Genomic DNA, 26,995 nt, shown 5'->3' with positions numbered 1-26,995 from the left:
AGGGGGCTGGCCCTTCCAGTGGCGCATAGGTTGGGGGTACCCACCACTTGAAGGTAAAAGCAACGTTGCAGACCCTATGCCTTCAAGTTTCGAAGTCAATAGGTCGTGATGAATTTGTTTCGGCAGCGCTTCACCGTCACTGCGTTCAAGTTATGAAGCGTGTCCGAGCCACTGCGAACCGTGTGCATCCCACCGGTACCCCGTGGCGCCGGCTTCAGCGCAGCCGCTGGCTGATCACCTTCGAGACACCGTCGCCCTGCATCGACACCCCGTACAGCGCGTCGGCGACCTCCATCGTCCGCTTCTGGTGCGTGATCACGATGAGCTGTGAGCTCTCCTGGAGCTCCTCCATGATCCCGATCAGCCGCTGCAGATTGGTGTCGTCCAGCGCCGCCTCGACCTCGTCCATCACATAGAACGGGCTCGGGCGCGCCTTGAAGATCGAGACCAGCAGCGCCACCGCGGTCAGCGAGCGCTCGCCGCCCGACAGCAGCGACAGCCGCTTGACCTTCTTGCCCGGCGGGCGGGCCTCCACGTCCAGGCCCGTGGTGAGCATGTTGTCCGGGTCGGTCAGCACCAGCCGCCCCTCACCGCCCGGGAACAGCCGCGCGAAGACGCCCTCGAACTCCCTGGCCGTGTCGTGGAACGCCTCGGTGAAGACCTGCTCCACCCGCTCGTCGACCTCCTTGATCACGCGCAGCAGGTCGGACCGCGTCTTCTTCAAGTCTTCAAGCTGCTCGCTGAGGAACCGGTGCCGCTCCTCCAGCGCCGCGAACTCCTCCAGCGCGAGCGGGTTCACCTTCCCGAGCTGCTGATACGCCCGCTCGGCGGCCTTGAGCCGCTTCTCCTGCTCGGCCCGTACGTAGGCCACCGGCCGGTTGCGGGGGTGCTCCGGGTCCTGTGGCAGCTCCTCGTCCTGCGCGGCCGGGGACGGCGGTACGGGCTGGTCGGGCCCGTACTCGGCCACCAGCGCGGCGGGCTCGACGCCCAGCTCCTCCAGGGCCCTGGCCTCCAACTGCTCGATGCGCATCCGCTTCTCGGCGCCCAGCACCTCGCCGCGGTGCACCGAGTCCGTCAGCTTGTCCAGCTCGCCCTTCAGCTCCCGGCTCACGTTGCGCTCGGCCACCAGCGCCTGCTCACGCTCCTGCTTGGCCAGCTCGGCGGCCAGCCGCTCCGCCTCAACCCGTACGACCGAGACCTCGACGTGCGCCAGGAGCTGCCGCGCACCGGAGGCCACCGCGGACGCCACCGCCGCCTCGTGCCGGGCGCGGGCGCGCCGCTGCTCGGCACGGGCCCGTGCCTCGCGCTCGGCCCGCGCCGCGCGGTCCAGACCGTCGGCGCGGCCCGCGAGCCCTTTGACCCGCTCCTCGTGCGTACGGACCTGGAGGCGGGCCTCCATCTCCGTCTGCCGCGCGTTGGCGCCGTCCGCGGCCAGCCGGTCCCGTACGGAGGTGTCCGGCTCCTCGTCGCCCGGCTCCTCCTCGGCCACCGCCAGCCGCTCGGCCAGCTCCTCGGCCTCTTCGGTCGCCCGTTCGAGTGCCTCCTCGGCCTTCGCGGCGGCGGCCGCCGAGCGCTCCGCCTCGTCGGCGGCGCCACGCGCCTGGCCACCGAGACGGCCCAGGTCGCCCGCGACGCGGGACTTCTCCCGGTCGGCGGCGCGCCGCCGTTCCCCCGTCTCGTCGGCCAGCCGCGCGCACGCGTCACGCCGTTGCCGCGCCGCCTCCTGAGCGGCGGTCAGCCGCTCGCAGCGGGCGCCCAGTTCGGCGGCCTCGGCCGCGGCCTCGTCGACGGACGCCTGCACTTCCAGCAGGCTCGGCGCGCCGGCCGACCCGCCCTGTGCGAAGTGCGCCCCGAGGACGTCACCTTCGGCGGTCACCGCCGTCAGCTCCGGCCGGGACGCCACCAGTTCCTCGGCGTCCTCCAGCGTCCCGACGACCACGACGCCCCGCAGCAGCCACCGTACGGAGCGCAGCAACTCGTCCGGGCCCCGGACCAGTTCCGCGGCGAGCGGCAAGCCGCCGGAGTCCACGGCGTGGTCCGTCCGCGGCCCCGCCCCCAGCACCATCGCCGCACGTCCCGCGTCCTCCTTGCGCAGGAGGCGGATCGCTTCGGCGGCCGTTGCCGGGTCGGCCACCGCCACGGCGTCCGCCGCCGCGCCGAGTGCCGCCGCCACCGGCACCTCGTGGCCCGGGTCGACGGTCAGCAGCTCGGCGGCCGGGCCGAGGAGGCCGGTCAGCCGGTCGGCCGCGCCGAGCAGGGCGCCGGTCCCGTCCTTGCGGCGCAGCCCGAGGGCGAGCGCCTCGTGCCGGGCGGAGACCGCCGCGCGCTGCCGTTCCGCGGCCGTCAGCGCGTCGCGCGCGGCACCCAGCGCGGTCTCGGCGTCCGCCAGGTCCTGTTGCGCGGCCTCGTGCTGCCGCGCCAGGTCGGCGTCGTCCGCCTCCAGCCCGTCCACCTCGGCCTTGAGCGTCTCGTACTGCTCCTGGGCGTCGGCCGCGCGCTGCCGCGCCTCGTCCCTGGCCGCGGCCAGCCGTCCGATCTCGGCCTGCGCCGATGCCGCCCGGCCGCGCGCGGCGGTGACCTGCCCGTGCAGCCGGGCCAGGCCCTCCCGCCGGTCCGCCATGGCGCGCGCCGCGTCCCGCAGCCGCCGTTCCTCGTCCGCCAGCCGGCGCTCCAGCTCGGCCCGGTGTTCGGTGGTGTCCTCCAGTGCCCGGCTCGCCGCCTCCAGCGCGGCTTCCAGCTCGGCCTCCTGCTCGCGGACCCGGGCCGCCTCCCGTTCCAGCTCCTCCGGGTCGCGGCCGCGCCGCTCTTCCGGCGGGGCGGCCGTCGCGCTCTTGACGCGCGCGTCGGCCAGCGAGACCGTGCCGCGCACCCGCTCGGCGAGCTGTGACAGCTCGTAGTACGTCTGCTGGGCCCGCTGGAGCCGGGGCGTCAGCGTCCGTACCTCTTCCTCCAGGGCGGCCTCGCGCCGGGTCGCCTCCGCGAGCCGCTGCTCGGCGCTCTCCTTGCGCTGCTTGAGCGCCGCCTCGTCGGCGATCTCCGCGCGCAGCGCCTCGCGCAGCGTCACGAGGTCGTCGGCGAGCAGCCGCAGCCGGGTGTCGCGCAGGTCGGCCTGGATGACGGCGGCGCGGCGGGCAACGGCGGCCTGCCGGCCGAGCGGCTTGAGCTGGCGCCGCAGCTCGTCGGTGAGGTCCTGGACCCGCGCCAGGTTCGCCTTCATCGCCTCCAGCTTCCGCAGCGCCTTCTCCTTGCGCTTGCGGTGCTTGAGGACGCCGGCCGCCTCCTCGATGAAGGCGCGGCGCCCCATGGGATCGGCGTGCAGGACGGAGTCGAGCTGGCCCTGCCCGACGATGACGTGCATCTCCCGGCCGATGCCGGAGTCCGACAGCAGCTCCTGGATGTCCAGGAGGCGGCAGGTGTCACCGTTGAGCTGGTACTCGCTGCCGCCGTTGCGGAACATCGTCCGCGTGATGGTGACCTCGGCGTACTCGATGGGCAGCGCGCCGTCGGCGTTGTCGATGGTCAGCGAGACCTCGGCGCGGCCCAGCGGCGGCCGGCCGGTGGTCCCGGCGAAGATCACGTCCTCCATCTTGCCGCCGCGCAGCGACTTGGCGCCCTGCTCGCCCATGACCCAGGACAGGGCGTCGACGACATTGGACTTGCCCGACCCGTTGGGGCCCACGACACAGGTGATGCCGGGTTCGAAACGCAGTGTCGTGGCGGAGGCGAAGGATTTGAATCCTCGCAGTGTCAGGCTCTTGAGATGCACGCCGTTGGACTCTACCGCCCGGTCCCCGCCGGGGGCCGCCCCGGCACGAGGGCCGCGGCGCACCCGGTCGCACGCGGGCGGTCGGGCCCTGTCCAGGGCGTCCGCACCCGTCGCGGCTGTGCGATTTCGGTTTCGTTGCTGAAGGTGCAGGGCACATCAGACGGTGAGGGCCATCCCGGAAGCCGAAAAGAAAAGCGACGGAAAACGACGAAGGGACGCCGAAGCGTCCCTTGAAGATCTTGCTAGCGGTGCCTCAAGCGGCTGGCGAAACAGCCCGTCGGCCCCGGGGGATGGGGTCAGGTGAGCGCGGGCTCCGCCTGGGGTACGTCGATGCCCTCAAGCATCGAGTCGTCGTGACGTGCGGCAGCGGACAGCATGTCGTTTTCGGCCTGCATCCGGATGAGTTCGGATTCGAGGTCCTGGACGCGCTGCTGAAGCCGTCGCATCTCGGAGAGGACTCGGGGGTCGGAGCCGCCGACGTAACCGAGAAGCGCCTTTGCCATGATGGATGGTCCTCCACACTGAGTGACCGACCGAAGCGGTGTGGGTCGTGAGGGATTCGCACCCGCGGTGCTTGTCATTGTCCTGCGAACTCAATGCCAAACAGCTAAGGTGCGCGGGGCTTCCAGAGTCTCACCAAAAGGTTTGAGGGTCAACACGATCACGCCCCGTATCCTTGGGCGCCCGGGAGCCCGCGGCCGCGGCAACGCCGGACCGGCTCCCCAGAAAAGCGCCTCGGGGGCGTGGAGATCATCCTTACAGCGGCAGCCTTCCACGGGTCGGCCGAGTTGGCAACCACCAGGTCATGACTGCATTGTGCATGTGACGGGGACACGCAGAACCGGCCCGTCGTCCGGTTCCCGGATCCCGCGCACCGCACCGGGTCAGCGGATCGCGAACCCGTCGTAACCGCCCCGCGGAGTGTCCCAGATCTCACCCACCCCTTCGACCCGTCCGGGCGTGTCGCCGGTGCGCAGCCACGCCAGGAGTTCCTCGCACCGGCCGCGGGGCCCCTCGGCGACGACCTGGACCCGCCCGTCCTCAAGATTGACGGCGAAACCCACGAGGCCGCCGATCCGCAGGGCGTTGGCCCGGGTGAACCACCGGAAGCCGACCCCTTGGACCCGGCCGCGCACCCAGGCGGTCAGGCGGACATCTTCGTTCATGTCTGCACGGTAACCGGCCAATTGCTCGTCGGGCACATCGGCCCCACACGTCATGGCGTACAGTCGCCCGGCAACGAGACTCACCCTTACGAGTGAGGCACGTTGACGCTCATGTGGACAGAAGGAAGGCAGTGGATGGGCCGCCATCGACGCTCCGCTCCCGCATCGCCCGAAGCCGACGGAGCCCCGGACCGGACCGGAAGCCCGGCCTCCGTCTCTCCCGCGCTCTCCGGCCGCCACCGCGGCCACCGCCCCGCGCGCGACCGCCGTACCGCTCCGGTCCGCACCGGGCTGCTCGGCGCCTCGGCCGCCGTGGCGATGGGCGCGGTCGCCGTCGCCTCGGGCCTGCTGCCGGGCGGCGGCCAGTACGACTGGGGCGGCAGCGGCGGCTCCGGCGAACGGGTGCGCGCCGACGCCCTGCCGCACCCGCCGACGCGCGACACGGCGTCCGTGCCGCCCACCGGCCGCGGCGCCGGCCAGGCCAGCCGCGGCGAGCCCCGGCCCGGCATCCCGGACCGGGCGGCGTCCCCCACTCCGTCCGCCACCCCTTCGGCCACCCCGGCCCCCCGGCCGCCGTCCACGCCCCCGGCCGACACCGGCGCCGGCCGGGACCGTACGCAGCGGCCGCCGGACCGTACGGCCACCGCCCCCACGCCCCCGAAGAGCACGCCGACCGCCTCCGCCGCACCGGGCACCGCGCCCTCGGCCGCCGAGTCGCAGGTGGTGGCCCTGGTCAACGAGGAACGCGCGAAGGCCGGCTGCTCACCGGTGACCGCCGACCGCGAACTGGGCGGTCTGGCGAGGGACTTCAGCGAGGACATGGCGCGCCGCGACTTCTTCGACCACACCGACCCGGACGGCCGCAGTCCCTGGGACCGCGCCAAGGAGGCGGGCATAGCGAACCTGGGCGGCGAGAACATAGCGCGCGGCCAGGCCGACGCCCGCGCGGTGATGGACACCTGGATGCACAGCCCCGGACACCGCGCCAACATCCTCAACTGCGAGTACCAGGCCCTGGGGGTCGGAGCGCACTTCGGCTCGGGCGGCCCGTGGTGGACGCAGGACTTCGGCTTCTGAACCGGAGGGCGGCACAGGCCCTCAGCCCTCCTCGTGCTCCGGAAGGCTGTCCCACTCCTCGCCGTCGCGGTAGAGCTCATAGGCGTGCTCGGCGGCGATCTCCTCCGCGTGGGCGCGGCTGCGCACCGTGACCTCGTGCCGCTCGCTGACGACCTCGCCGTGTACGCCGCCCTCTTCGACCACCTCGATCGCGTGTGTCTCGTACACGACGCTGCCGGGCGCCGCCGAGCTCCAGACCAGATGCATACTCGTCGCCATCGGATTCCAACCTCCGAAGGTATGGCCCCCTGGCTACAGGGTCGCATCTCCATCCGTACGAAAGCACGCGTATGCGGGTGGGTCGGCGTGTACAGGTCCCCGCGTACGGACGGCACGCCGGGATCAGGGCGCGCGGGCCGGGCGCGCACCGTACCCGCTCGCGCCCGGTACCGGGGCCCGTCGGGCGGCGTCGGCGCACACCGGCCCCTGGTTGGAGACGGGCAGCCGGGGCGGCCCTACGGGCGCGGCGGCCGCTGGCAGCGCGGGCAGAAGTAGCTGGACCGGTTCATCCAGGGGCGCCGGCGCATCGCCGTACCGCAGCGCCGGCACGGCTCGTCCTCGCGCCCGTACGCGTCCAGCGACCGTTCGAAGTAGCCCGACTCGCCGTTGACGTTGACGTAGAGGCTGTCGAAGCTGGTGCCGCCGACGGCGAGCGCGGCGCTCATCACGTCGCGGATGTGGCCGAGGAGCTCGGCGGTACGGGGGCGGGTGAGGGTGGCGGTCGGACGGTCGTAGTGCAGCCGGGAGCGCCACAGCGCCTCGTCGGCGTAGATGTTGCCGACGCCGCTGATCAGCGACTGGTCCAGCAGCGCGCGCTTGACGGTGGTACGGCGGCGGCGCAGCGCGTCGTGGAAGGCGGCGTCGTCGAAGGCCGGGTCGAGCGGGTCGCGGGCGATGTGCGCGATGACGTCGGGGAGCCCTTCGAGGTCGCCGGGCACGGCGTCGTGCAGCGACAGTCCGCCGAAGGTGCGCTGGTCGACGAAGCGGAGTTCGGTGCCGGCGTCGTCGTCGAAGGTGAAGCGGACGCGCAGGTGCTTCTCGTCGGGGGCGTCCTGCGGCTGGACCAGGAGCTGCCCGCTCATGCCCAGGTGGGCGAGGACGGACAGGCCGTCGGTGACCGGGAGCCACAGATACTTGCCGCGGCGCCGGGCCTCCCCGATGCGCTGCCCCTTCAGGCGCGCGGCGAAGTCGACGGCTCCGGCGGTGTGCCGGCGGACGGCCCGCGGGTGCCGGACCTCGACGGCGGCGACGGTACGGCCCCGTACCCACCGCTCCAGTCCGCGGCGTACGACCTCGACCTCGGGCAGCTCGGGCACGGCTCTCCTCGTCATGGGGCGTCCGTCGCGTGCACGGACACCGTACGAATGGTGCGGACCGGGCGCGGGGCGGGTTTCGCACCCGGTACGGCTCCGCAAAGCACTGCCCGGCCGCCCTCCCCGGTGCGGGGCGGACGGCCGGGAGTGACGAGCTTCGCGGGCTCAGCCGGAGACGGGCGGCTCCCCGGCCGGGGGAACCACGGGCTCTCCGGACGGGGGAACCACGGGCTCTCCCGCCGGCGGGGCGTCCGCGGCCCGCTCGGCCGCTTCGTCCGCCGCCGCGCGGATCGCCCGCCAGGCGGACTCCGCCGCCTGCTGCTCGGCTTCCTTCTTGCTGCGGCCGGTGCCGGTGCCGTACGAGACACCACCGACGCGGGCAGCAGCAGTGAAGGTCTTCTCGTGGTCCGGACCGGTCTCGCTGACCAGGTATTCCGGGACGCCGAGACCTTCGGTCGCGGTCAGTTCCTGGAGGCTGGTCTTCCAGTCCAGGCCGGCCCCCAGGCCGGCGGACTTCTCGATGAGCGGGTCGAAGAGCCGGTGCACCAGCTCACCCGCCGCGTCGAGGCCCTGGTCGAGATAGACCGCGCCGATCACCGCTTCGAGGGTGTCGGCCAGGATGGATGCCTTGTTCCGGCCGCCGGTGCCCTCTTCGCCCCGGCCGAGGCGGATGAAGGCGCCGAGGTCGAGGCCACGGCCCACCTCGGCGAGCGCGCGCGAGTTGACCACCGCGGCCCGCAGCTTGGCCAGTTGGCCTTCGGGCAGGTCGGGGTGGGTGCGGTACAGCGTGTCCGTGACCACCAGGCCGAGCACCGAGTCCCCGAGGAACTCCAGCCGCTCGTTGGTGGGCAGGCCGCCGTTCTCGTACGCGTACGAGCGGTGCGTCAGCGCACGCACCAGAAGGGCGGACTCAAGGTGATACCCGAGCCGCCCTTCCAGAAGCGTGTGGGACGAGGCCGTGTCCGCCGGTGCCGTTTCAGCCCCGCGCTTGCGGGGAGACGTCTGGGCGTCTGACATAGAGCCTGTCACCAGCCGATCAGACCTCGAGGACCTGTCGCTTGTTGTAGGTGCCGCAGCTCGGGCACGCGATGTGCTGCTGCTTCGGCTCGTGGCAGCGCTCGCACGCCACCAGGGTGGGGACCGCAGCCTTCCACTGCGACCGGCGGTGGCGCGTGTTGCTGCGCGACATCTTCCGCTTCGGAACAGCCACGGCTACTTCTCCTGCTTCTCGGCGGCGCGCGCTGATTCAGGCCCGTCGCCGCTCATGTTTTCGTCCTTCTCGCCGGCCGGGTCGGTGGCGAGTCCCTGCAGTGCCGCCCAACGGATGTCGACGGCGTCGTGGTGGTGGTCCGGGTCGTCCGCGAGCCGCTCTCCGCACTGGGAGCACAGGCCCGGGCAGTCGTCCTGGCACACCGGCTGCATCGGCAGTGCGAGCACCACCGCATCACGCAGCACGGGTTCGAGGTCGAACAGGTCGTCCTCGAGGAAGAGCGTGTCCTCCTCTTCCTCGGCGTCGTCGCCGGGCTCCGCGGTGCGGGTCCTGGCGTCGGCGTCGGGGTAGGAGAACATCTCCTGGAAGTCCGCTACGAGCTCGCGCTCCAGCGGCTCCAGACACCTTACGCACTCCCCCTGGACCGATGCACGGCCGGTGCCTGTGACAAGCACCCCGTCCATGACGGACTCCAGGCGGAAGTCGAGTTCCACCGGTGCGCCCACGGGCACTCCGATGACCTCGTTGCCGAGGTCCCGGGGGGCCTCGACGGTGCGGGAGAGCCGCTGCAGCGCGCCGGGACGGCGTCCCAGATCGCGCGTGTCGAACACGAGCGGGGAACGGTGGTCGAGGCGGGCGTTGATGGCTTCCTGCTTTCTACGCTGACGTACGAGCCGCCCCGTCACCGAAAGGCGACCGGGCAGCAGAGATCGCGGACGTACACGCGACCGAAGAGCCAGGATACTGGAACGGTCCCGATAGGCCCAATCCGCTACTGCCGCCCCTCCTCGTACTGCCGCAGCCGGTCCAGGTCGATCATGCTCGTGTCGAAGAGGCTGGTCTCGTCCAGCGCGGCGGGCTGCGCCGCCCGCCCGGCGGGGGCCTGCCCGGTGGGCTGGGCCTGCTGGAGGTAGGCCGCGTTCGGGTCGTAGGGCTGCTGGTGCCGGGCCTGCTGCGCCTGCGGGTCCTGCCAGCCGTAGCCGTACGGGTCCTGCTGCCCGTACGGCGCCTGCGGGTAGCCGTAAGCGTCCTGCTGCCGGTAGTCCGCCTCGGCGTAGTAGTCCTGCTGGACGCCGGGCTGCGCCTGGGGCGGCACGGCGGGCTGCGGCGGAGCCTGCGGCTGCGGCGGCACGGGGCCGGCCAGCTCGGCGAGGCCCGCGAGGTACTCGGCGTCGCCGGTGTGCACCGGGTGGCGGCCGTCGGGCTGTGCGGCGAGGCCGCCCAGCTCGTCCGTCGGCCGGGCCCCCTGGAGCTTGAGCCGGCCGCGGCCGACGGCCTCCAGGGTCTTGGTCAGTACGGCCTCGAAGGCGCCGAACTTGGCGTCCACGTACCGGTCGGCGCGGTCCTTGAGCGTCTGCGGGTCGGCGCTGCGCTCGGGGGCCTGGACGCCATCCTCGTCCGCGTGGCCGCCCTCGCCCGGCGCGCGGCCGAGCAGCTTCTCGCGGCCGCGGTCGACCGAGCCGATGGTCTTGGTGAGAACGACCTCGAAGTTGGCCAGCTTGCTGTCGACGTAGTCGTCGGCCTCGGCGCGGATCTCCTCGGCCTCGCGGCGGGCCTCGGCCAGGATCCGGTCGGCCTCGGCCTGGGACTGCCGGGCGACCTCGGTGTCGGAGATCAGCGAGCCGCGGTGGGCGTTGGCGGACTCGATGATCCGCTCCGCCTCGGCGCGGGCCTCCTCGACCATCTGCGCACGGTCACCGAGCACCTCCTGGGCCTGGGCGAGCGACCCGGGCAGGGCGGCGCGCACCTCCTCCAGCCCGGCGAGCAGCTCGGCGCGGTTGACCACGCACGAGGCCGACATGGGCATGGACCGGGCACTGCCGACGGTCCGGACGATCTCGTCGAGCTTCTTCTGCACGTCCACCTTGGACTCGCCACTTTCCGGGTCGGTACGACGGAACGGGGACGACTGTACGTCCACAGACCCCCGCACCGACACCTGCTGACGGGTTGTCAGCAGGTCACCTGGTGCCGAGCCGCTTGGTCAGCTCCTCCAGGACGAAGGGCGGCACCAGATGGGAGACGTCGCCGCCCCAGGCCGCGACCTCCTTGACCAGGCTGGACGACAGGAAGCTGTAGGTGGGGCTGGTGGGGATGAAGAGGGTTTCGATGCCGGAGAGGCCGTTGTTCATCTGGGCCATCTGCAGCTCGTAGTCGAAGTCGCTGACCGCCCGCAGCCCCTTGACGATGGCGGGGATGTCGCGCTGCTTGCAGAAGTCGACGAGCAGGCCGTGGAAGGACTCGACCTGGACGTTGCCGTACTCGGCGGTGGCCCGGCGGATCAGGTCGATCCGCTCGTCGACCGAGAACAGGCCCTTCTTGGCCTGGTTGATCATCACGGTGACGTGCACGACGTCGTAGAGCCTGGAGGCCCGGGCAATGATGTCCAGGTGCCCGTTGGTGATGGGGTCGAACGACCCCGGACAGACTGCGCGGCGCAACTGAGGTTCCTCGCTCTCCGGTCCGGTCATGACGCGTTGTCGCACGTCGAAGCGGCGCGACCGTACCAAAGCGTTCCCTCGCCGTAGCGCCGGGACCGGATGGCCGCGAACCCGGCAGGCCAGGGGAACGGACCGCCTCTGGTGCTGCGCTCCACGGTGACGAGTGCCTCCTCGGCACACCAGCCTTGCCGACGGAGTGTGAGCAGGATCTCCCCAAGATCGTCGTCGGTGACGGCGTACGGCGGGTCCAGGAAGAGCACGTCGTACGGCTCGGCCGGGGCCGGCCCCGCGACCACCTGCTCGGCCTTGCCCGCGCGGACCTCGGCGCCCGGCAGGCCGAGGGCGCGGACGTTGTCACGGATGGTGCGGACGGCGCGGGCGTCGGCCTCGACCAGCAGGACGTGCGCGGCGCCGCGGGACAGCGCCTCCAGGCCCACGGCGCCGGAGCCGCCGTACAGGTCGAGCACCCGGGCGCCGGACAGCGGGCCGTCCAGCGACTCCCAGGTGGAGAACAGGCCCTCGCGCGCCCGGTCGGAGGTCGGACGGGTGCCGTTGCCGGGGGGCACGGCCAGGCGCCGGCCGCCGGCCGTGCCGGCGATCACGCGGGTCATGGGTCTCGGTCCTTCGCGCTGCGGATGGGACGGCCCGCCTGCGCGGACCGCTCCCCACGATATGGCGTCGGGCGGCGTGGGGCCGCTCCGCCCGGGCGGAGCACCTGGTGACAGGCTCGGGGCCCCACGCCGGGCCTGCGCGCGGCTCGCCCCCGGCCCCGGTCTCTCAGCCCTTGTCGAGATACTGCTCGCGCTCGGCGTCCAGCAGCGCCTGGAGGGCGATCCGCAGCTCCGGATGGCCGGACAGCTCCGGGTCGGCGGCGACCACCGAGGTGGCTTCCTCCCGGGCGGCCTCGATGACCTGCTCGTCCTCGATGACGGCGAGCATCCGCAGGGACGTACGGGCGCCGGACTGGGCCTGGCCGAGGACGTCGCCCTCGCGGCGCTGCTCCAGGTCGATACGGGACAGCTCGAAGCCGTCGAGGGTGCCGGCCACCGCGGCGAGCCGGGCCCGCGCGGGACTGGCCTCCGGCATCTCGCTGACCAGCAGGCACAGGCCGGGCGCGGAGCCACGGCCCACCCGGCCGCGCAACTGGTGCAACTGGGAGACGCCGAAGCGGTCCGCGTCCATGATCACCATGGCGGTGGCGTTGGGCACGTTCACCCCGACCTCGATGACGGTGGTCGCCACCAGCGCGTCCACCTCGCCGGCCGCGAAGCGGCGCATCACCGCGTCCTTGTCGTCCGGGTGCATCCGGCCGTGCAGCACCTCGACGCGCAGCCCGGCGAGCGGGCCCTTCGTGAGCTGGTCGGCCACCTCCAGGACGGCCAGCGGAGGCCGCTTGTCCTCGCCCGCCGCGGCCTCCTCGGCGGTCTCCTTCCTGGCGCCCTTGGCCTTCGGCGCGTCCTCCTCGTCGCCGATGCGGGGGCAGACGACGTACGCCTGGTGGCCGGACTCGACCTCCTCGCGCACCCGCTCCCAGGCCCGCGCGAGGAAGTGCGGCTTGTCCTTGGCGGGCACGACGTGACTGGCGATGGGCGAGCGCCCGGCGGGGAGCTGGTCCAGGACGGATGTCTCCAGATCGCCGAAGACGGTCATCGCGACCGTACGGGGAATGGGGGTCGCCGTCATGACGAGGAGGTGCGGCGGTTGTTTGCCCTTGCCGCGCAGGGCGTCGCGCTGCTCGACCCCGAAGCGGTGCTGCTCGTCGACGACGACCAGGCCCAGGTCGTGGAATTGGACCTTGTCCTCGATCAGCGCGTGGGTCCCGATGACGATGCCGGCCTCGCCCGTGACGAGGTCCAGCAGGGCCTGCCGGCGGGCGGCGGAGCCCATCGACCCCGTCAGCAGCACGACCTTGGTGCCGTGCTCGGCCCCGCCCAGCATCCCCCCTTCGGCCAGCTCCCCCATCATCTCCGTGATGGACCGGTGATGCTGCTGGGCCAGCACCTCGGTGGGCGCGAGCATCGCCGCCTGACCGCCGGTGTCGACGACGGCGAGCATGGCGCGGAGGGCGACCATGGTCTTGCCGGAGCCCACTTCCCCCTGGAGGAGGCGGTGCATCGGGTGGTCGGTGGCCAGGTCGTCGAAGATTTCGCGACTGACCTTCCGCTGGCCTTCGGTGAGGGTGAAGGGCAGCTTCGCGTCGAAGGCGTCGAGCAGGCCGCCGGGGGTCAACGGCCGCGGGGTGGCGGGGAGTTGGGTCTCCGCCATGCGGCGGCGGGCCAGCGCGACCTGGAGGACGAACGCCTCGTCCCACTTCAGCCGGGAGCGCGCGTCCTCGATGTCGGCCTTCGTGCGCGGACGGTGGACCTTCTCCAGGGCGTCCGGGAGCGGCAGCAGCGCCCGTCCCTCGCGCAGCGCCTCCGGCAGCGGGTCGAGCGCCTCGCGCGCGGCGGGCAGCACCGCGTCGACGGCCTTGGTGATCTTCCAGGAGGCGATCTGCTGGCAGGCCGGGTAGATCGGCATGAGGCGGCCGGCGAAGGCGTCCACCGCCTCTTCGCCGCCCTCACCGTCCAGCAGCGCGTATTCGGGGTGGGCGAGCTGGAGCTTGCGGTTGAAGACCGAGACCTTGCCCGCGAACATCGCGCGGCGGCCGGGCAGCAGGTCCTTGTGCGGTTTGTGGATGCCCTTGCCGAAGAAGACGAGCTGGAGCCGGCCGCTGCCGTCGGTGAGGGTCACCTCCAGGCGCTGGCCGCGCCCGTTGTTGAACTTCAGCACCCGGGCGTCCGCGACCCGCGCGACGACCGTGACGTGTTCGTCCAGCGGCAGGTCGGAGAGCCGGGTCAGCTCACCGCGCTCCGCGTATTTGCGCGGATAGTGGTGGAGCAGATCGCCGACCGTGTGCAGACCGAGATGCTCGGCCATCACCTTGGCGGTGGTGCCACCGAGAATCTTCTTCAGGGGTTCGTCGAGCGCGGACACGCAGACCATTGCACACCACGCCACTGACAACCGGCGGCAGGCCCCGGAATTCCGCCGGTCCGGCACGGCATTCCGTACCGCCCGGCCGACACGGTTCCCCGCCACCCCGCCGTGCGTTATTCGACGCCGATGAGAAGGGGGGCGCCGCGCTGCCCGCCTTCGTAGACGACGGTGTCCACGGCCAGGTGGCGCTCCCGTACGTGCCTTTCCAGGGTCTCGGCGAGGGAATCGGGAAAGCCCGCGCCGAGGACGAGCGTGACCATTTCCCCGCCGGCCGAGAGCATCCGGTCCAGTACGGTCGCCGCGGTGACCGCCAGGTCCGCGCCGATCACCGCCACGTCCCCGTCGATCAGCCCCAGGACGTCGCCGGCCTGGCAGACCCCGGCCGTCGTCCAGGACTGCCGCTCGGCGACGGCCAGCTCCGCGTAGCGGGTGGCGCCCGCGGCGGAGGTCATGGCCACCACGTCCTCGTCGAAGCTGCGGGCGGGCTCGTGCACGGCCAGCGCGGCGATGCCCTGGACGGCGGCGCGGGTGGGGATCAGCGCGACCCGTACGCCTTCGGTGCGGGCCTGCTCGGCCGCTGCCGCCGCCGTGTGCCGCAGTTCGGGGTCGTTGGGCAGCAGCATCACCTCGCGGGCGTTCGCCTGCCGGATCGCCTGCACCAGCTCGCCGCTGGCGGGCGGCTCCCCGGGGCGTACGGTCACCGCGGTCGCGCCGCCCTCGGCGCACAGCCCGGCGAGCCCGTCGCCCGGCACCACGGCCACCACGGCGCGCGCCACCGGCTCCGGCTCGCGGCGGCGCGGGGCCCGGCCTCCCTCGGCCGCCCCGAAATGGGTGATACGGATGCGGTACGGGCGGCCCGCCTCGATGCCCGCCTCGACGGCGGCGCCCGCGTCGTCGACGTGGACGTGCACGTTCCACAGCCCGTCGCCGCCGACGACCACCAGGGAGTCGCCGAGCTGGTCCAGCCGCGTCCGCAGACGGGCCACGGCGGAGTCGTCGGCCTCCAGGAGGTAGATCACTTCGAAGGCCGGGCCGCCCGGGTCCGCGTCGTCCCCGTGCCGCTCCTCCGGGGCGTGCCCGTCCCCGTCCGCCGCCGGGCAGCCGCCGGGCACCGGGACGGGGGCGTCCGGCCGTACCGCGATCGCCGCCGTCGGCACCTCGCCGGACAGCGCCCCGGCCAGCGCGCCCAGCAGGGCGACCAGACCGCAGCCGCCCGCGTCCACGACGCCCGCCCGGCCCAGGGCCGCCAGTTGCCCCGGCGTCGCCTCCAGGGCGGCGCGTGCCCCGTCGTACGCGGCCCGTGCCACTGCCGCCGGGGTCCCGTCGGCCCGCTCCGCCGCCTGCGCGGCCCCCGTGGCGACCGTGAGGACCGTGCCCTCGACGGGGTGCGCCACCGCCTCGTACGTCGACTCGGCCGCCCGCCGCAGCGCCCGCTTCAGCGCCGCCGAGCCGGGAGCGCCGTCCGCCGCCGGACCGCCGCCGGGCGCCGCGCCCCCGGTCCCCTCTCCGTCCTCGGCCTCCCCGGCCCCGTCTCCGCCCCCGTTCCGGGGCCCGTCGCCCAGGACCTCCGCCATGCCGCGCAGGAGCTGCGCGAGGATCGTCCCGGAATTGCCGCGTGCGCCGATCAGGGCCCCGTGCGCCATGGCGCCGACGGCGTCGGCCAGCCCCGGCGCGGTGCCCGAGGCGCCGTGGCCGTCGAAGGCGGCCTCGACGGCGCGGGCGGCGGACTCCACGGTCAGGTAGAGGTTGGTGCCGGTGTCCCCGTCGGCGACGGGGTAGACGTTGATCGCGTCGATCCGCTCGCGCTCGCGGCCCAGGGCCGTCAGCGCCAGGGCGCACCAGGTACGTACCGCATCGGCGTCGAGCGGGTGCGGCACCGTTCGTCCTCCTCGGCCAGCGGCCCGTCGCGGGCTCGGCTCGGTCATGCGATCCACCGCACAGTAGTCGCGCGGGGCCCGGCGGCCGGGGCGGGGGCCGGAGCGGTCATGGTAGTTTCGTACTGCGGGAGTGGCCGTTGTATGCTGCTCCGGTTGCCCGATGCGAATCGGGCCATTCCTCTCCTGGCGAATCGGGTCGGTTCAATGCACTCCGCTCGCCGGGATTCACCGTAAGTGCATCTGAAGTCTTTGGAGTGACCCGTGGCTGCCAACTGCGACGTCTGCGGCAAGGGGCCGGGCTTCGGCAAGAGCGTTTCCCACTCGCACCGCCGTACCAACCGTCGTTGGAACCCCAACATCCAGACGGTGCGCGCGGTCATCGGGCGCACGCCGAAGCGGCTCAACGTCTGCACCTCGTGCATCAAGGCCGGCAAGGTCTCGCGCTGACGTCCTGTCGTAGCGCAGCCCCCCGGTTGCCTGAAAGCCGGTCCACTTCGGTGGGCCGGCTTTTTGCCGTGCCCGTACGCGCACGACGGCGTGTACCGGGGCGCGGGTCCGGCCTGCGGGGCGCCCCGTCCGCTACGCCCCGGGCCGTTCCCTGAGCCGCCACCCGTGATCCACCGGCCCGATCCCCGCCCCCAGGCGGAAGCCGCCCGCGATGGCGCCGGTGACGTACTCCTTGGCCGCCGCCACGGCCCGCGGGACCGTGTCCCCCAGCGCGAGGCGGGCGGCGACGGCGCTGGCGAGCGTGCAGCCGGTGCCGTGGGTGTGCCGGTTGTCGTGCCGCGGCGCGCGCAGCCAGTGTTCCTCGGTGCCGTCGGTGAGCAGATCGACGGCGTCGCCCTCCAGATGGCCGCCCTTGATCAGCACCCAGCGCGGCCCGAAGCCGAGGACCGCGGCGGCGGCGCGCGGCAGATCCGCCTCTTCCCGTATCCGTACGCCCGTGAGCTGCGCCACCTCGTCGAGGTTGGGGGTGGCGAGGGTGGCCGTGGGCAGCAGTTTCGTGCGGACCGCGGTCAGTGCGGAGGCGGCCAGCAGCGCGTCGCCGTGCTTGGAGACGCCGACCGGGTCGACGACGACCGGCGCGGACACCCCGGCGAGCAGCGCGGCGACGGTCTCGACCAGCTCCGGTGAGGAGAGCATCCCGGTCTTGACGGCCTGGACGCCGATGTCGTCGACGACGCTGCGGAACTGGGCCCGTACGGCGTCGGCGGGCAGCTCCCACGCGCCCTGCACGCCCAGCGAGTTCTGCGCGGTGACGGCGGTCAGCACGCTCATGCCGTGCGTGCCGAGCGCCAGCATCGTCTTCAGGTCGGCCTGGATGCCCGCGCCGCCGCCGGAGTCGGACCCGGCGACGGTCAGGACGCGTGGAGGTGTGCGCATACCGGCGAATCTACCGGGGTGCCTCCCGGGCCCCGCCCGCGGTCCTCAGGCGCCGGCCGGATCGCCTTCCTGGTCCTCGCCGAAGTGGTCCCAGCCCGCGTGGGCCCAGGGCGCCCCGTCCACCGTCACCTGCGGCAGCGCCGACGGGTTCAGCACCTCGCCGATCACCTTCCAGCGGGCGGGCAGCTTCACGTCCGGCGGGAACGTCGCCACGATGGCGTGGTCCTCGCCCCCGTTGAGCACCCACTGCATCGGGTCCACGCCGACCGCCGTACCGATGTCGGACATCTGCGAGGGAATGTCGATCTGGCCCGAGCGCAGGTCGATCCGGACCTTGCTGGCCTCGGCGATGTGGCCGAGGTCGGCGACCAGGCCGTCGCTGACGTCCGTCATGGCGGTGGCGCCGAGGCCGGCCGCCGCCGGACCCGCGTGGTACGGGGGCTCGGGGCGGCGGTGTGCCTCCACGAAGGCGCGCGGGGAGCGGAAGCCGCGGGACAGCACCGCGTGCCCGGCCGCCGACCAGCCGAGCCAGCCGGTGACCGCGACGACGTCGCCGGGCTGGGCACCGGTTCGGGTGACCGGTTCCTGGTTGCGCAGGTCACCCAGTGCGGTGATCGCGACGGTGATCGTGTCGCCGCGTACGACGTCGCCGCCGACCACGGCGGCGCCCGCCACCTGGCATTCGTCGCGCAGCCCGTCCATCAGCTCGGTCGCCCAGGTCGCGGGCAGCTCGGCGGGGACGACCAGGCCGAGCAGGATGGCGGTGGGCACCGCGCCCATGGCGGCGATGTCGGCCAGGTTCTGCGCGGCGGCCTTGCGGCCCACGTCGTAGGCGGTGGACCAGTCGCGGCGGAAGTGCCGCCCTTCCAGGAGTACGTCGGTGCTGGCCACGACCCTGCGGTCCGGCGCGGTGACCACCGCGGCGTCGTCGCCCGGACCGATCCGTACGGCCGGGGTGACGGTGAGCCGGGAGGTCAGCTCCCTGATCAGCCCGAACTCTCCCAGCTCGCCCACGGTGCCCTTCATGCTGCTGCCCTTCCGATGCGTACGGACGATCCGTACTGCGCTGCCGATCCGTACTCCGTCATCGCGTGTCCGGTCCCCGCTCCCCCGGGGCGGCCGGTCCCCGCGCCGCGCGTCGCGTTCCCCGCGCGGGTCTCCCCGGCGTGCGCGCCGACGCGGTACCGTGGCGTCCCTTCTTCCCACATGATCCTCGAAGCCGCCCTGGAGGTCCCGTGGTACAGGCGTACATCCTGATCCAGACCGAGGTGGGCAAGGCGTCGGCCGTGGCGGAAGTGATCGCCAAGATCCCCGGCGTGATCCAGGCCGAGGACGTCACCGGTCCGTACGACGTCATCGTGCGGGCCCAGGCCGACACGGTCGACGAACTGGGCCGCATGGTGGTCGCGAAAGTCCAGCAGGTGGACGGCATCACCCGCACCCTGACCTGCCCGGTGGTCCATCTCTAGCTCCCCCGTATGCTCGGCCGGGTGATCTCCTCGTCGCGCCGGCTGCTGACACCGGCCCTGCTCACCGTGGCGTTCGCCGCGGTGAGCTGCTCGTCCTCGGTCCCCACCGCGGTCCCCTCGCCGGAGGGCGGGTCCGCGCGGCAGTGCCGGGCGCTCCAGAAGGAGTTGCCGCGGACCGTGGACGGGCTGGAGCGGGGCACCGCCGACCCGGTCTCGGACTTCACCGCCGTCTGGGGCGATCCCGCCGTCCGGTTGCGCTGCGGGGTACGCAAGCCCGCCGTGCTGACGTCCGGGAGTGAACATTACAACCCCGGTGCGGACGCGGCGGAAGTCAACGGTGTCGAGTGGCTCTTCGAGAAGCAGGACGACGGATACCGCTTCACCACCGTGCTGCGCACGACGTACGTCGAGGTGAGCGTGCCGGGGAAGTACGCCCCGGAGGTCGATGTGCTCACCGACCTCGCGGACGCCGTCAGGAAGACGGTGCCGGCCGGGGTCTGAGGACGCCGGCCGGCCGCCTCAGCGCAGGTCCGTGGAGCGCCGCAGCGCCGCCTGGACCAGCCGGTCGATCAGCTCCGGGTAGCTGACGCCGCTCTCCTGCCACATCCGCGGGTACATCGAGATGGGCGTGAAGCCGGGCAGCGTGTTGATCTCGTTGATCACGAACTCGCCGTTCTCCTGGAGGAAGAAGTCGGCGCGCACCAGTCCCTCGCAGGAGGCCGCCTCGAAGGCCGCCACGGCCAGCTCCTGGACGCGTGCGGTCTGCTCGTCGGTGAGCGGCGCGGGCACCAGGCCGGCGGCCGAGTCGATGTACTTGGCCTCGAAGTCGTAGAAGTCGTGCGCGCTGACCGGCGGGATCTCGGCCGGGACGCTGGCGCGCGGGCCGTCCTCGAACTCCAGGACGCCGCACTCGATCTCCCGGCCGCTCAGCAGCGACTCCACGATGATCTTGGGGTCGTGGCGGCGCGCCTCCGCAAGGGCCTCGTCGAGCCCGGAGAGGTCGTCCACCTTGGAGATGCCCATGGAGGAGCCGGCCCGGGCGGGCTTCACGAACAGCGGCCAGCCGTGCTCGCCGGCGAAGTCCACGATCTTCTTGCGGGCCGCCGCGGGGTCCTGCTCCCACTCGCGCGGGCGGATGACCTCGTACGGGCCGACCGGCAGCCCGAAGGAGGCGAACACCCGCTTCATGTAGTCCTTGTCCTGGCCGACGGCCGAGGCGAGCACTCCGGAGCCCACATAGGGCACACCGGACAGCTCCAGCAGGCCCTGGAGGGTGCCGTCCTCGCCGTACGGGCCGTGCAGCACGGGGAAGACCACGTCGACCTCGCCGAGCACCTTGGGCACCATGCCCGGCTCGCTGTAGACGACCTCGCGGCTGGTCGGGTCCACCGGCAGGACGACGGTGCCCTCGGCGGACTCGCTCAGTTCCGCCACACTCGGCAGCTTCCGGTCCGTGATGGCCATCCGCTCCGGGGCGTCGGCGGTCAGCGCCCACCGGCCGTCGGTCGTGATGCCGATGGGCAGCACGTCGTACTTCTCGCGGTCGATGGCGGCCAGCACGGCGCCCGCGGTGACCACGGAGATGGCGTGCTCGGAGCTGCGCCCGCCGAACACGACGGCGACGCGGGGCTTCTGGGAAGGAGTCTCACTGCTCATATCGCGTTGAGCGTACCTGCTGCCCCAGGAGGAGGCGGTGCCGCGGGCCCGGGAGTCGTCGCGGGCCCGGCGGCCGGACGGGGCCGGGCCCGGGGCACCGGCCGGTACGCCCGCGGGGCGCGGCCCCGGCGCTGTCAGTGCCGCTCGGGCTTGGCGCTGCGCGACATCAGTTCCTTGAGGGCCACCAGGGGCGGCTTGCCCTCATGGACGATGTCCACGACCGTCTCGGTGATCGGCATGTCGACGCCGTGCCGGCGGGCCAGATCCAGTACCGACTCGCAGGACTTGACGCCCTCCGCGGTCTGCTTGGTGACCGCGATGGTCTCCTCCAGCGACATGCCGCGGCCGAGGTTGGCGCCGAAGGTGTTGTTGCGGGAGAGCGGCGAGGAGCAGGTGGCGACGAGGTCGCCCATCCCGGCGAGGCCGGCGAAGGTGTGCGCGTCGGCGCCCATCGCCAGGCCCAGGCGGGTCGTTTCGGCGAGGCCGCGGGTGATCAGGGAGGCCTTGGCGTTGTCGCCCAGGCCCATGCCGCCGGCCATGCCGACCGCCAGTGCGATGACGTTCTTGACCGCGCCGCCCAGCTCGGCACCGACCACGTCGGTGTTGGTGTACGGGCGGAAGTAAGGGGTGTGGCAGGCGGCCTGGAGGCGCCGGGCGACGGCTTCGTCGGCGCAGGCGACGACCGCGGCGGCGGGCTGCCGGGCGGCGATCTCCTTGGCGAGGTTGGGGCCGGTCAGTACCGCGACACGCTCGGCGGGGGCCTTGGCCACCTCCTCGATGACCTCGCTCATCCGCTTGGCGGTGCCCAGTTCGACGCCCTTCATCAGGGAGACCAGGACGGTGTCGGCGGGCAGCAGCGGTGCCCAGGCGGCGAGGTTGTCGCGCAGCGTCTGCGACGGGACGGCCAGCACGGTGAAATCGGCGCCGTGCGCGGCCTCGGCGGGGTCGGTGGTGGCCCGTACGGACTCCGGCAGCTCCGCGTCCGGCAGGTAGTCGGGGTTGGTCCGGCCGGTGTTGATGGCGTCGACCAGGCCCGCTCTGCGGCCCCACATCGTCACCTCGCAGCCCGCGTCACCGAGCACCATCGCGAATGCGGTGCCCCAGGACCCCGTGCCGTAGACGGCGCAGCGCGTCACTTGCCTTCATCCTCCTGTGTCTTCGGTGCCTGGTCGTCCACTTTGATGCCCTGCTCGTCCAGTTTCCGTGCCCGCTCGGCCGCGTCGGGCGCCTTCTGGCGGGCCCGGCGGCGGGCGGCGACGGCCTTCTTGTGGTCGTACGGCTCGGCCGGCACCGGCTCGTCGCGCACCTCGGCGAGGATCGCGGTGACGGCGGCCATGACCTTGTCGGTGACCGCGCGCAGCACCTCGGCGGTCGGCTCCTTGCCGTAGAACTCGCTCAGGTCGACCGGGGGCCCCGCCTTGACCCGCAGGGTCTTGCGCGGGAACAGCCGCAGCTTCTTCTCCTTGGCGTACGGCGGCATCACCTCGTTGGCGCCCCACTGCGCCACCGGGATGACCGGTGCCTTGGTGAGCAACGCCACCCGGGCGGCCCCGGTCTTGCCCTGCATGGGCCACATGTCGGGGTCGCGGGTGAGGGTGCCCTCGGGGTAGAAGGCGACGCATTCGCCCTTGTTGATGGCGGCCACGGCGGCGCGGAAGGCCACCGCGGCGTCGGCGGATTCCCGGTAGACCGGGATCTGGCCGGTGCCGCGCATCATCAGGCCGACGAAGCCGCCCTTGAAGAGCCCGGACTTGGCGAGGAATCGCGGGACCCGTCCGGTGTTGTACTGGTAGTGCGCGTACGAGAGCGGGTCCAGATACGAGTTGTGGTTGACCGCGGTGATAAATCCGCCGTCGGCGGGAATGTGCTCCATTCCCTGCCAGTCCCGCTTGAACAGAACCAGGAGCGGCGGTTTGCAGATGACCGCGGCCAAGCGGTACCAGAAGCCGATTCTGCGGCGGGACACTGGGACACCCTCCTAGTGGGATCTGCTGAGCTGCTGCGACCCGGCAGCCGCACAAGTGTCGCCCCAGGTACCCGCTATGTCGAGAACACCGTAACCCCGCCGCTCACCGATGGCGGTGGCGGCAGGTGAGAATGAGGGCGATGCGAAGAGACGGAGCGGTCGTGGGCTGGAGCCTGGTCGTGCCGCTGAAACCCCTGGTACGGGCGAAGAGCAGGCTCTCCCGGGCGGCGGGGGAACAGCTCCGGCCCCAGTTGGCACTGGCGTTCGCGCTGGACACCGTGACGGCCGTGCTGGCCTGCGAAGACGTCCTGGATGTGGCGGTTGTCACGGACGATCCGGTGGCCGGGGAGCGGTTGGCGGCCCTCGGAGCACGCATCGTCGCGGACGTGCCGGCCCGTGGCCTCAACGCGGCGCTGGCGTACGGAGCGGGCGTGGTGCGGCAGCGGCGGCCCGGCGCGGCGGTGGCGGCACTCAACGCGGATCTCCCGGCGTTGCGTCCCGTGGAACTGCGGCGGGTGCTGTCGGCGGCCGCCGTATTTCCCCGGGCATTTCTCGCGGATGCGGCGGAAATCGGGACGACACTGCTGAGCGCGGCTCCCGGAGTGGAATTGGCGCCCGCTTTCGGAGGGCCGTCCCGGGCGCGTCACCGCGAATCGGGGGCCCACGAGATCGTGCTGCCGGGCACCGAATCCGTACGCCGGGACGTGGACACCGGGGAGGACCTGCGGGCCGCCCTGGACCTGGGTGTGGGGCGGCACACCGCCCGCTGTGTGCCCCGTATGCGGGCGCGCGCGGCGGCGGAAGGCGTCAGAACGCCCGGAGGGTGACGAAAGGCGCCGGAAACGCCCCGTGGGCGACGTGGCGGGCCGAAAAGCGCCCGAAAGGCGACGGAAGCCGTCAGAACGTCTGGAGGGTGACGAGCACGATGCGGCGCCCGTCCGTCTCCGTGCCGCCGCCGGCCTCGCCCTCGACGTCGATACGGACCCGCTGGCCGGGCCGCAACAGCCGCAGTCCGCCCGCGTCGAAGGCCGCGGCGTCGAAGGGCAGCGGCGTACCGTCGTCGAGCAACACGCTGCCGCAACGGGTCCGGGCGTCGTAGGTGTACGCGGTGGCCTGCATGGTGACCAGCCTAGACGGCACACGGGGCCACGCCGCACTCCGGGCGGGCCGCTTCGGACGCACCGCGGGCCGGGCTCCCCGGGGGGAGTCCGGCCCGACGCGTGGCGTCGCCGCTGCTGATTACCGCTTGCGGGCGGTGGTCTTCTTGGCGGTGGTCTTGCGGGCCGTGGTCTTCTTGGCCGGGGCCTTCTTCGCCGTCGCCTTCGTCGCGGGCGCGGTCTTCTTGGCCGTCGCCTTCTTGGCGGTGGTGGTGGCCTTCTTGGCCGGGGTGGCCTTCTTGGCGGTGGTGGCGGCCTTCTTGGCCGTCGCCTTCTTCGCCGTGGTGGCGGTGGCCTTCTTCGCCGGCGTGGCCTTCTTGGCGGTGGCCGTGGCCTTCTTCGCCGTGGCCGTGGTCTTCTTCGCCGGCGTGGCCTTCTTGGCGGTGGCCGTGGTCTTCTTCGCGGCCGACGACTTCTTGGCGGTGGCCTTCTTGGCGGCGGCCTTGGCCGTCGTACGGGTGGAACCGCCCGAAAGGCTGCCCTTGGGGGCCTTCTTGACGGCCACGTCGTTCTTCGGGAGCTTCTTCGAGCCGCTGACCAGGTCCTTGAAGCCCTGACCGGCGCGGAAGCGCGGCACCGAGGTCTTCTTGACCCGCACCCGCTCACCCGTCTGCGGGTTACGGGCGTAGCGGGCCGGACGGTCCACCTTCTCGAACGAACCGAATCCGGTGACCGATACGCGGTCGCCGGAGACAACTGCACGGACGATTGCGTCCAGTACCGCGTCCACCGCGTCCGCGGCGTTCTGACGGCCGCCGAGCTTGTCGGCAATGGCTTCTACGAGCTGCGCCTTGTTCACGTCTTCCCCTTCGGAGACATTGCTGGAACGAAAGTGTTCAAGCCTTTTCGCACGTTAGGCAGATATATACCGCAAATCAAACACGAAACGGGCTAATCACCCTTGTGCCGCAACGAACTCGACCTTCACGGAGTTCCGTCGGCGTGCACGTCTTCGGGAAAGCGACCCTCGTCGAGGTCGTTCATGAACCACTCCAGACGCCTTGCCGCGTCCGCCAGATCGTGTTTCGCCGCCGCCGTGATGACGAGCAGCTTCCGGGTCAGCGCCATGCGTACGCCCTCCGGGACTTGCAGTGTCCGCACTCGTGTGTGTGCGTCCTTGAGTCGGTCGGCGACGAGACCGTAGAGCTCGAGTTGGTCGTCGCGTTCCATGCGCTAATTGTGCCATCTGCGGCGAGTTGTCGCTTCACGGGGCCTCAACCACCGCCTTCACACGCCGATGCGCCCCCTGCCAACTAGCAAGGGGCGCATCGTACGCAATAAGGCTTTGAGCCAAAAAACCCGAGGTCAGACTACTACCGTACGCGGTTTGAACGACGGCCTGTTCACCTCGTACCCGGCGATGGCCTCCTCCTCCCGAAGGGTGAGGCTGATGTCGTCCAGGCCCTCCAGCAGCCGCCAACGCGCGTTTTCGTCCAGCTCGAACCCCGCGGTGATGCCCGGTGCCCGGACCTGCCGGCCGACGAGGTCGACGGTGACCTCGGTCGCCGGGTCCGCCTCGGCGAGCTGCTGCAGCGCCTCGACGGTCTCCTGCGGGAGCACCACGGTCAGCAGTCCGTTCTTCAGCGAGTTGCCCCGGAAGATGTCGGCGAAACGCGAGGAGATGACGGCCCGGAAGCCGTAGTTCTGCAGGGCCCAGACCGCGTGCTCGCGCGAGGAGCCGGTGCCGAAGTCGGGTCCGGCCACCAGAACGGTCGCTCCCCGGTACGCCTCCTGGTTCAGGACGAACGCCGGATCCTTGCGCCAGGCCTCGAAGAGCCCGTCCTCGAAGCCGTCGCGGGTGACCTTCTTGAGCCAGTGGGCCGGGATGATCTGGTCGGTGTCGACGTTGCTGCGGCGCAGCGGGACGGCCCGGCCGGTGTGCGTGGTGAAAGCTTCCATGGTGGTTCAGACTCCCGCGGGCGTGCGTACGTCGGCGTCGGACAGGTCGGCCGGTGATGCCAGATGGCCGAGAACCGCCGTTGCGGCGGCGACCTGGGGCGAGACCAGGTGGGTGCGGCCGCCCTTGCCCTGCCGTCCCTCGAAGTTGCGGTTGGAGGTGGAGGCGGAGCGCTCACCCGGCGCGAGCTGGTCCGGGTTCATCCCCAGGCACATCGAGCAGCCGGCGTGCCGCCACTCGGCACCGGCTCCGGTGAAGACCTTGTCGAGCCCTTCCTCGACCGCCTGGAGGGCGACCCGTACGGAGCCCGGTACGACGAGCATCCGGACGCCGTCGGCGATCCGGCGGCCCCGTACGACCTCGGCGGCGGAGCGCAGATCCTCGATCCGCCCGTTGGTGCACGAACCTACGAAGACGGTGTCCACACGGATGTCGCGCAGCGCCTGACCGGCCGTCAACCCCATGTACTCCAGGGCCCGTTCGGCGGCGTAGCGCTCCGATGCGTCTTCGTACGAAGCGGGGTCGGGGACGGCCGCCGAAAGGGGTGCGCCCTGGCCCGGGTTGGTGCCCCAGGTGACGAACGGGGCCAGCTCGGAGGCGTCGACGACGACCTCGTGGTCGAAGACCGCGTCGTCGTCGGTGCGCAGGGTCTTCCAGTACGCGACCGCGGCGTCCCAGTCGGCTCCCCGGGGCGCGTGGTCGCGGCCCTGGAGGTAGGCGAAGGTGGTCGCGTCGGGGGCGATCATGCCGGCCCGGGCGCCCGCCTCGATGGACATGTTGCAGATGGTCATCCGGGCCTCCATCGAGAGCTTCTCGATGGCCTCGCCACGGTACTCGATGACGTACCCCTGGCCGCCGCCGGTGCCGATCCGGGCGATGACGGCGAGGATCAGGTCCTTGGCGGTGACGCCCTCGGGCAGCTCGCCCTCGACGGTCACGGCCATGGTCCTGAAGGGCGCCATCGGCAGCGTCTGGGTGGCCAGCACATGCTCGACCTGGCTGGTGCCGATGCCGAAGGCCAGCGCGCCGAAGGCGCCGTGGGTGGAGGTGTGGCTGTCACCGCAGACCACGGTGGTGCCCGGCTGGGTCAGTCCCAACTGCGGTCCCACTACGTGGACGACTCCCTGCTCGACGTCGCCCAGCGGGTGCAGCCGGACGCCGAACTCCGCGCAGTTCTTGCGCAGCGTCTCCAGTTGGGTGCGGGAGACGGGGTCGGCGATGGGCTTGTCGATGTCGAGGGTGGGGGTGTTGTGGTCCTCGGTGGCGATGGTGAGGTCGGTGCGCCGCACCTGACGGCCGGCCTTGCGCAGGCCGTCGAACGCCTGCGGGCTGGTCACCTCGTGCAGCAGGTGCAGGTCGATGAAGAGGAGGTCGGGCTCGCCTTCCGCGCGCCGGACGACGTGGTCGTCCCAGACCTTCTCCGCGAGTGTCCGTCCCATCGCTTTCCCTCCGGCCGGCCGCATCGCCGGCCCAACTCGGCTGTGTGCGCAGCGTCCGTCCCCCGGTTCCGGACGTCGTGCCGGGCCCTGGTCGGGGGCCGTGCCTACAGATTGGCGGCTTCCCCGGAAAATTGAACTTGCGTTTCACACTGTGAGACGC

Annotated in this window: 28 protein-coding genes; 5 read left to right on the top strand and 23 right to left on the bottom strand. The window is 72.2% G+C overall.

Annotated features, from left to right (window positions below; all coding sequences use genetic code 11):
* Nucleotides 1-214 precede the first annotated feature (214 nt).
* The 3 genes from smc to ACH4EB_RS28740 form a co-directional block, all read right to left on the bottom strand.
* Nucleotides 215-3,766 carry a chromosome segregation protein SMC gene (smc, locus tag ACH4EB_RS28750; RefSeq protein WP_398350793.1) on the bottom strand — a complete coding sequence of 1,184 codons (3,552 nt, stop codon included), beginning with the start codon at nt 3,764-3,766 and terminating at the stop codon, nt 215-217.
* A 296-nt stretch (nt 3,767-4,062) separates the two neighbouring features.
* The gene (locus ACH4EB_RS28745) at nt 4,063-4,269 is read right to left on the bottom strand and encodes a hypothetical protein (RefSeq protein WP_361145746.1); all 207 of its coding nucleotides are present in this window, start codon (nt 4,267-4,269) and stop codon (nt 4,063-4,065) included.
* Between the two features lie 381 nt (nt 4,270-4,650).
* On the bottom strand, nt 4,651-4,932 hold the full coding sequence (locus ACH4EB_RS28740) for an acylphosphatase (protein WP_398350791.1): 282 nt from the start codon (nt 4,930-4,932) through the stop codon (nt 4,651-4,653).
* 135 nt (nt 4,933-5,067) lie between these two features.
* Here ACH4EB_RS28740 and ACH4EB_RS28735 point away from each other — a divergent pair, with 135 nt between their 5' ends.
* Nucleotides 5,068-6,009: a CAP domain-containing protein gene (locus tag ACH4EB_RS28735; protein WP_398350790.1), complete on the top strand. Its 942-nt coding sequence runs from the start codon at nt 5,068-5,070 to the stop codon at nt 6,007-6,009.
* 21 nt (nt 6,010-6,030) lie between these two features.
* On the opposite strand, the gene ACH4EB_RS28730 is transcribed toward ACH4EB_RS28735, so the two are convergent.
* From ACH4EB_RS28730 to ACH4EB_RS28685, 10 genes are all read right to left on the bottom strand, one after another.
* On the bottom strand, nt 6,031-6,267 hold the full coding sequence (locus ACH4EB_RS28730; RefSeq protein ID WP_398350788.1) for a hypothetical protein: 237 nt from the start codon (nt 6,265-6,267) through the stop codon (nt 6,031-6,033).
* 236 nt (nt 6,268-6,503) lie between these two features.
* Complete coding sequence (mutM, locus tag ACH4EB_RS28725; RefSeq protein ID WP_398350889.1) at nt 6,504-7,364, bottom strand: bifunctional DNA-formamidopyrimidine glycosylase/DNA-(apurinic or apyrimidinic site) lyase; 861 nt, start codon at nt 7,362-7,364, stop codon at nt 6,504-6,506.
* 162 nt (nt 7,365-7,526) lie between these two features.
* Entirely contained in the window at nt 7,527-8,378 is an 852-nt protein-coding gene (rnc, locus tag ACH4EB_RS28720; RefSeq protein ID WP_398350787.1) for a ribonuclease III, read from the bottom strand.
* A 19-nt stretch (nt 8,379-8,397) separates the two neighbouring features.
* Nucleotides 8,398-8,571, bottom strand: coding sequence for a 50S ribosomal protein L32 (gene rpmF, locus ACH4EB_RS28715; protein ID WP_003951102.1), 174 nt, complete (start codon nt 8,569-8,571; stop codon nt 8,398-8,400).
* 2 nt (nt 8,572-8,573) lie between these two features.
* Complete coding sequence (locus ACH4EB_RS28710) at nt 8,574-9,257, bottom strand: DUF177 domain-containing protein (protein WP_125054035.1); 684 nt, start codon at nt 9,255-9,257, stop codon at nt 8,574-8,576.
* Nucleotides 9,258-9,343: 86 nt separating this feature from the next.
* Nucleotides 9,344-10,435 carry a cell division initiation protein gene (locus tag ACH4EB_RS28705; protein ID WP_398350888.1) on the bottom strand — a complete coding sequence of 364 codons (1,092 nt, stop codon included), beginning with the start codon at nt 10,433-10,435 and terminating at the stop codon, nt 9,344-9,346.
* A gap of 97 nt (nt 10,436-10,532) precedes the next feature.
* The gene (gene coaD, locus ACH4EB_RS28700) at nt 10,533-11,012 is read right to left on the bottom strand and encodes a pantetheine-phosphate adenylyltransferase (RefSeq protein ID WP_398350786.1); all 480 of its coding nucleotides are present in this window, start codon (nt 11,010-11,012) and stop codon (nt 10,533-10,535) included.
* A gap of 26 nt (nt 11,013-11,038) precedes the next feature.
* Nucleotides 11,039-11,623: a 16S rRNA (guanine(966)-N(2))-methyltransferase RsmD gene (gene rsmD, locus ACH4EB_RS28695; protein WP_398350785.1), complete on the bottom strand. Its 585-nt coding sequence runs from the start codon at nt 11,621-11,623 to the stop codon at nt 11,039-11,041.
* Between the two features lie 166 nt (nt 11,624-11,789).
* Nucleotides 11,790-13,988: an ATP-dependent DNA helicase RecG gene (gene recG, locus ACH4EB_RS28690; RefSeq protein WP_398350783.1), complete on the bottom strand. Its 2,199-nt coding sequence runs from the start codon at nt 13,986-13,988 to the stop codon at nt 11,790-11,792.
* A 116-nt stretch (nt 13,989-14,104) separates the two neighbouring features.
* The gene (locus tag ACH4EB_RS28685; protein ID WP_398350781.1) at nt 14,105-15,868 is read right to left on the bottom strand and encodes a DAK2 domain-containing protein; all 1,764 of its coding nucleotides are present in this window, start codon (nt 15,866-15,868) and stop codon (nt 14,105-14,107) included.
* A 261-nt stretch (nt 15,869-16,129) separates the two neighbouring features.
* On the opposite strand from ACH4EB_RS28685, the gene rpmB reads away from it, so the two are divergent.
* A complete protein-coding gene (gene rpmB, locus ACH4EB_RS28680; RefSeq protein WP_003984695.1) occupies nt 16,130-16,315 on the top strand; it encodes a 50S ribosomal protein L28 in 186 nt (61 codons plus the stop codon).
* A 132-nt stretch (nt 16,316-16,447) separates the two neighbouring features.
* Here the strand turns inward: rpmB and thiD are convergent, their stop codons facing one another.
* Complete coding sequence (thiD, locus tag ACH4EB_RS28675) at nt 16,448-17,251, bottom strand: bifunctional hydroxymethylpyrimidine kinase/phosphomethylpyrimidine kinase (RefSeq protein ID WP_398350779.1); 804 nt, start codon at nt 17,249-17,251, stop codon at nt 16,448-16,450.
* A 45-nt stretch (nt 17,252-17,296) separates the two neighbouring features.
* Nucleotides 17,297-18,277, bottom strand: coding sequence for a thiamine-phosphate kinase (locus ACH4EB_RS28670; RefSeq protein ID WP_398350778.1), 981 nt, complete (start codon nt 18,275-18,277; stop codon nt 17,297-17,299).
* A 209-nt stretch (nt 18,278-18,486) separates the two neighbouring features.
* On the opposite strand from ACH4EB_RS28670, the gene ACH4EB_RS28665 reads away from it, so the two are divergent.
* Both ACH4EB_RS28665 and ACH4EB_RS28660 read left to right on the top strand, forming a co-directional pair.
* The gene (locus ACH4EB_RS28665) at nt 18,487-18,720 is read left to right on the top strand and encodes an Lrp/AsnC family transcriptional regulator (RefSeq protein ID WP_030018372.1); all 234 of its coding nucleotides are present in this window, start codon (nt 18,487-18,489) and stop codon (nt 18,718-18,720) included.
* Nucleotides 18,721-18,729: 9 nt separating this feature from the next.
* Nucleotides 18,730-19,221, top strand: a complete 492-nt coding sequence (locus tag ACH4EB_RS28660; RefSeq protein ID WP_398350777.1) for a DUF3515 domain-containing protein — start codon at nt 18,730-18,732, stop codon at nt 19,219-19,221.
* An 18-nt stretch (nt 19,222-19,239) separates the two neighbouring features.
* On the opposite strand, the gene ACH4EB_RS28655 is transcribed toward ACH4EB_RS28660, so the two are convergent.
* The 3 genes from ACH4EB_RS28655 to ACH4EB_RS28645 form a co-directional block, all read right to left on the bottom strand.
* Nucleotides 19,240-20,376: a D-alanine--D-alanine ligase family protein gene (locus tag ACH4EB_RS28655; RefSeq protein WP_398350776.1), complete on the bottom strand. Its 1,137-nt coding sequence runs from the start codon at nt 20,374-20,376 to the stop codon at nt 19,240-19,242.
* Nucleotides 20,377-20,510: 134 nt separating this feature from the next.
* Nucleotides 20,511-21,512 (bottom strand): NAD(P)H-dependent glycerol-3-phosphate dehydrogenase, encoded by a 1,002-nt coding sequence (locus ACH4EB_RS28650; RefSeq protein ID WP_398350775.1) that lies wholly within the window; start codon nt 21,510-21,512, stop codon nt 20,511-20,513.
* The gene (locus ACH4EB_RS28645) at nt 21,509-22,342 is read right to left on the bottom strand and encodes a lysophospholipid acyltransferase family protein (RefSeq protein WP_398350774.1); all 834 of its coding nucleotides are present in this window, start codon (nt 22,340-22,342) and stop codon (nt 21,509-21,511) included. Before ACH4EB_RS28645 ends, ACH4EB_RS28650 begins: the two co-directional genes overlap by 4 nt.
* A gap of 140 nt (nt 22,343-22,482) precedes the next feature.
* On the opposite strand from ACH4EB_RS28645, the gene cofC reads away from it, so the two are divergent.
* Complete coding sequence (gene cofC / locus ACH4EB_RS28640) at nt 22,483-23,169, top strand: 2-phospho-L-lactate guanylyltransferase (RefSeq protein WP_398350773.1); 687 nt, start codon at nt 22,483-22,485, stop codon at nt 23,167-23,169.
* A gap of 70 nt (nt 23,170-23,239) precedes the next feature.
* On the opposite strand, the gene ACH4EB_RS28635 is transcribed toward cofC, so the two are convergent.
* The 5 genes from ACH4EB_RS28635 to leuC all read right to left on the bottom strand — a co-directional run bounded on the left by ACH4EB_RS28635 (nt 23,240) and on the right by leuC (nt 26,835).
* Entirely contained in the window at nt 23,240-23,461 is a 222-nt protein-coding gene (locus ACH4EB_RS28635; protein WP_398350772.1) for a hypothetical protein, read from the bottom strand.
* Nucleotides 23,462-23,581: 120 nt separating this feature from the next.
* Nucleotides 23,582-24,298: an HU family DNA-binding protein gene (locus ACH4EB_RS28630; RefSeq protein WP_398350771.1), complete on the bottom strand. Its 717-nt coding sequence runs from the start codon at nt 24,296-24,298 to the stop codon at nt 23,582-23,584.
* A gap of 125 nt (nt 24,299-24,423) precedes the next feature.
* Complete coding sequence (locus ACH4EB_RS28625) at nt 24,424-24,669, bottom strand: hypothetical protein (RefSeq protein WP_003984706.1); 246 nt, start codon at nt 24,667-24,669, stop codon at nt 24,424-24,426.
* A 135-nt stretch (nt 24,670-24,804) separates the two neighbouring features.
* A complete protein-coding gene (gene leuD, locus ACH4EB_RS28620; protein ID WP_398350770.1) occupies nt 24,805-25,398 on the bottom strand; it encodes a 3-isopropylmalate dehydratase small subunit in 594 nt (197 codons plus the stop codon).
* Nucleotides 25,399-25,404: 6 nt separating this feature from the next.
* Entirely contained in the window at nt 25,405-26,835 is a 1,431-nt protein-coding gene (gene leuC / locus ACH4EB_RS28615; protein WP_398350769.1) for a 3-isopropylmalate dehydratase large subunit, read from the bottom strand.
* Nucleotides 26,836-26,995: the final 160 nt, after the last annotated feature.

This window comes from Streptomyces sp. NPDC018045 (assembly GCF_044327445.1).
Taxonomy (GTDB): domain Bacteria; phylum Actinomycetota; class Actinomycetes; order Streptomycetales; family Streptomycetaceae; genus Streptomyces.
Note: the sequence above shows the minus strand (reverse complement) of the source record. Positions and strands in the feature narration are given on the sequence as shown.

What these genes read in the sequence shown, in the direction of transcription:
- ACH4EB_RS28730 (WP_398350788.1), bottom strand. Translation starts at nt 6,267, where the DNA reads ATGGCGACGAGTATGCATCTGGTCTGGAGCTCGGCGGCGCCCGGCAGC.
- ACH4EB_RS28655 (WP_398350776.1), bottom strand. Translation starts at nt 20,376, where the DNA reads ATGAGCAGTGAGACTCCTTCCCAGAAGCCCCGCGTCGCCGTCGTGTTC.
- ACH4EB_RS28735 (WP_398350790.1), top strand. Translation starts at nt 5,068, where the DNA reads ATGGGCCGCCATCGACGCTCCGCTCCCGCATCGCCCGAAGCCGACGGA.
- rnc (WP_398350787.1), bottom strand. Translation starts at nt 8,378, where the DNA reads ATGTCAGACGCCCAGACGTCTCCCCGCAAGCGCGGGGCTGAAACGGCA.
- leuD (WP_398350770.1), bottom strand. Translation starts at nt 25,398, where the DNA reads ATGGAAGCTTTCACCACGCACACCGGCCGGGCCGTCCCGCTGCGCCGC.
- cofC (WP_398350773.1), top strand. Translation starts at nt 22,483, where the DNA reads ATGCGAAGAGACGGAGCGGTCGTGGGCTGGAGCCTGGTCGTGCCGCTG.
- ACH4EB_RS28740 (WP_398350791.1), bottom strand. Translation starts at nt 4,932, where the DNA reads ATGAACGAAGATGTCCGCCTGACCGCCTGGGTGCGCGGCCGGGTCCAA.
- thiD (WP_398350779.1), bottom strand. Translation starts at nt 17,251, where the DNA reads ATGCGCACACCTCCACGCGTCCTGACCGTCGCCGGGTCCGACTCCGGC.
- ACH4EB_RS28745 (WP_361145746.1), bottom strand. Translation starts at nt 4,269, where the DNA reads ATGGCAAAGGCGCTTCTCGGTTACGTCGGCGGCTCCGACCCCCGAGTC.
- ACH4EB_RS28625 (WP_003984706.1), bottom strand. Translation starts at nt 24,669, where the DNA reads ATGGAACGCGACGACCAACTCGAGCTCTACGGTCTCGTCGCCGACCGA.
- leuC (WP_398350769.1), bottom strand. Translation starts at nt 26,835, where the DNA reads ATGGGACGGACACTCGCGGAGAAGGTCTGGGACGACCACGTCGTCCGG.
- rsmD (WP_398350785.1), bottom strand. Translation starts at nt 11,623, where the DNA reads ATGACCCGCGTGATCGCCGGCACGGCCGGCGGCCGGCGCCTGGCCGTG.
- ACH4EB_RS28660 (WP_398350777.1), top strand. Translation starts at nt 18,730, where the DNA reads ATGCTCGGCCGGGTGATCTCCTCGTCGCGCCGGCTGCTGACACCGGCC.
- ACH4EB_RS28635 (WP_398350772.1), bottom strand. Translation starts at nt 23,461, where the DNA reads ATGCAGGCCACCGCGTACACCTACGACGCCCGGACCCGTTGCGGCAGC.
- ACH4EB_RS28670 (WP_398350778.1), bottom strand. Translation starts at nt 18,277, where the DNA reads ATGAAGGGCACCGTGGGCGAGCTGGGAGAGTTCGGGCTGATCAGGGAG.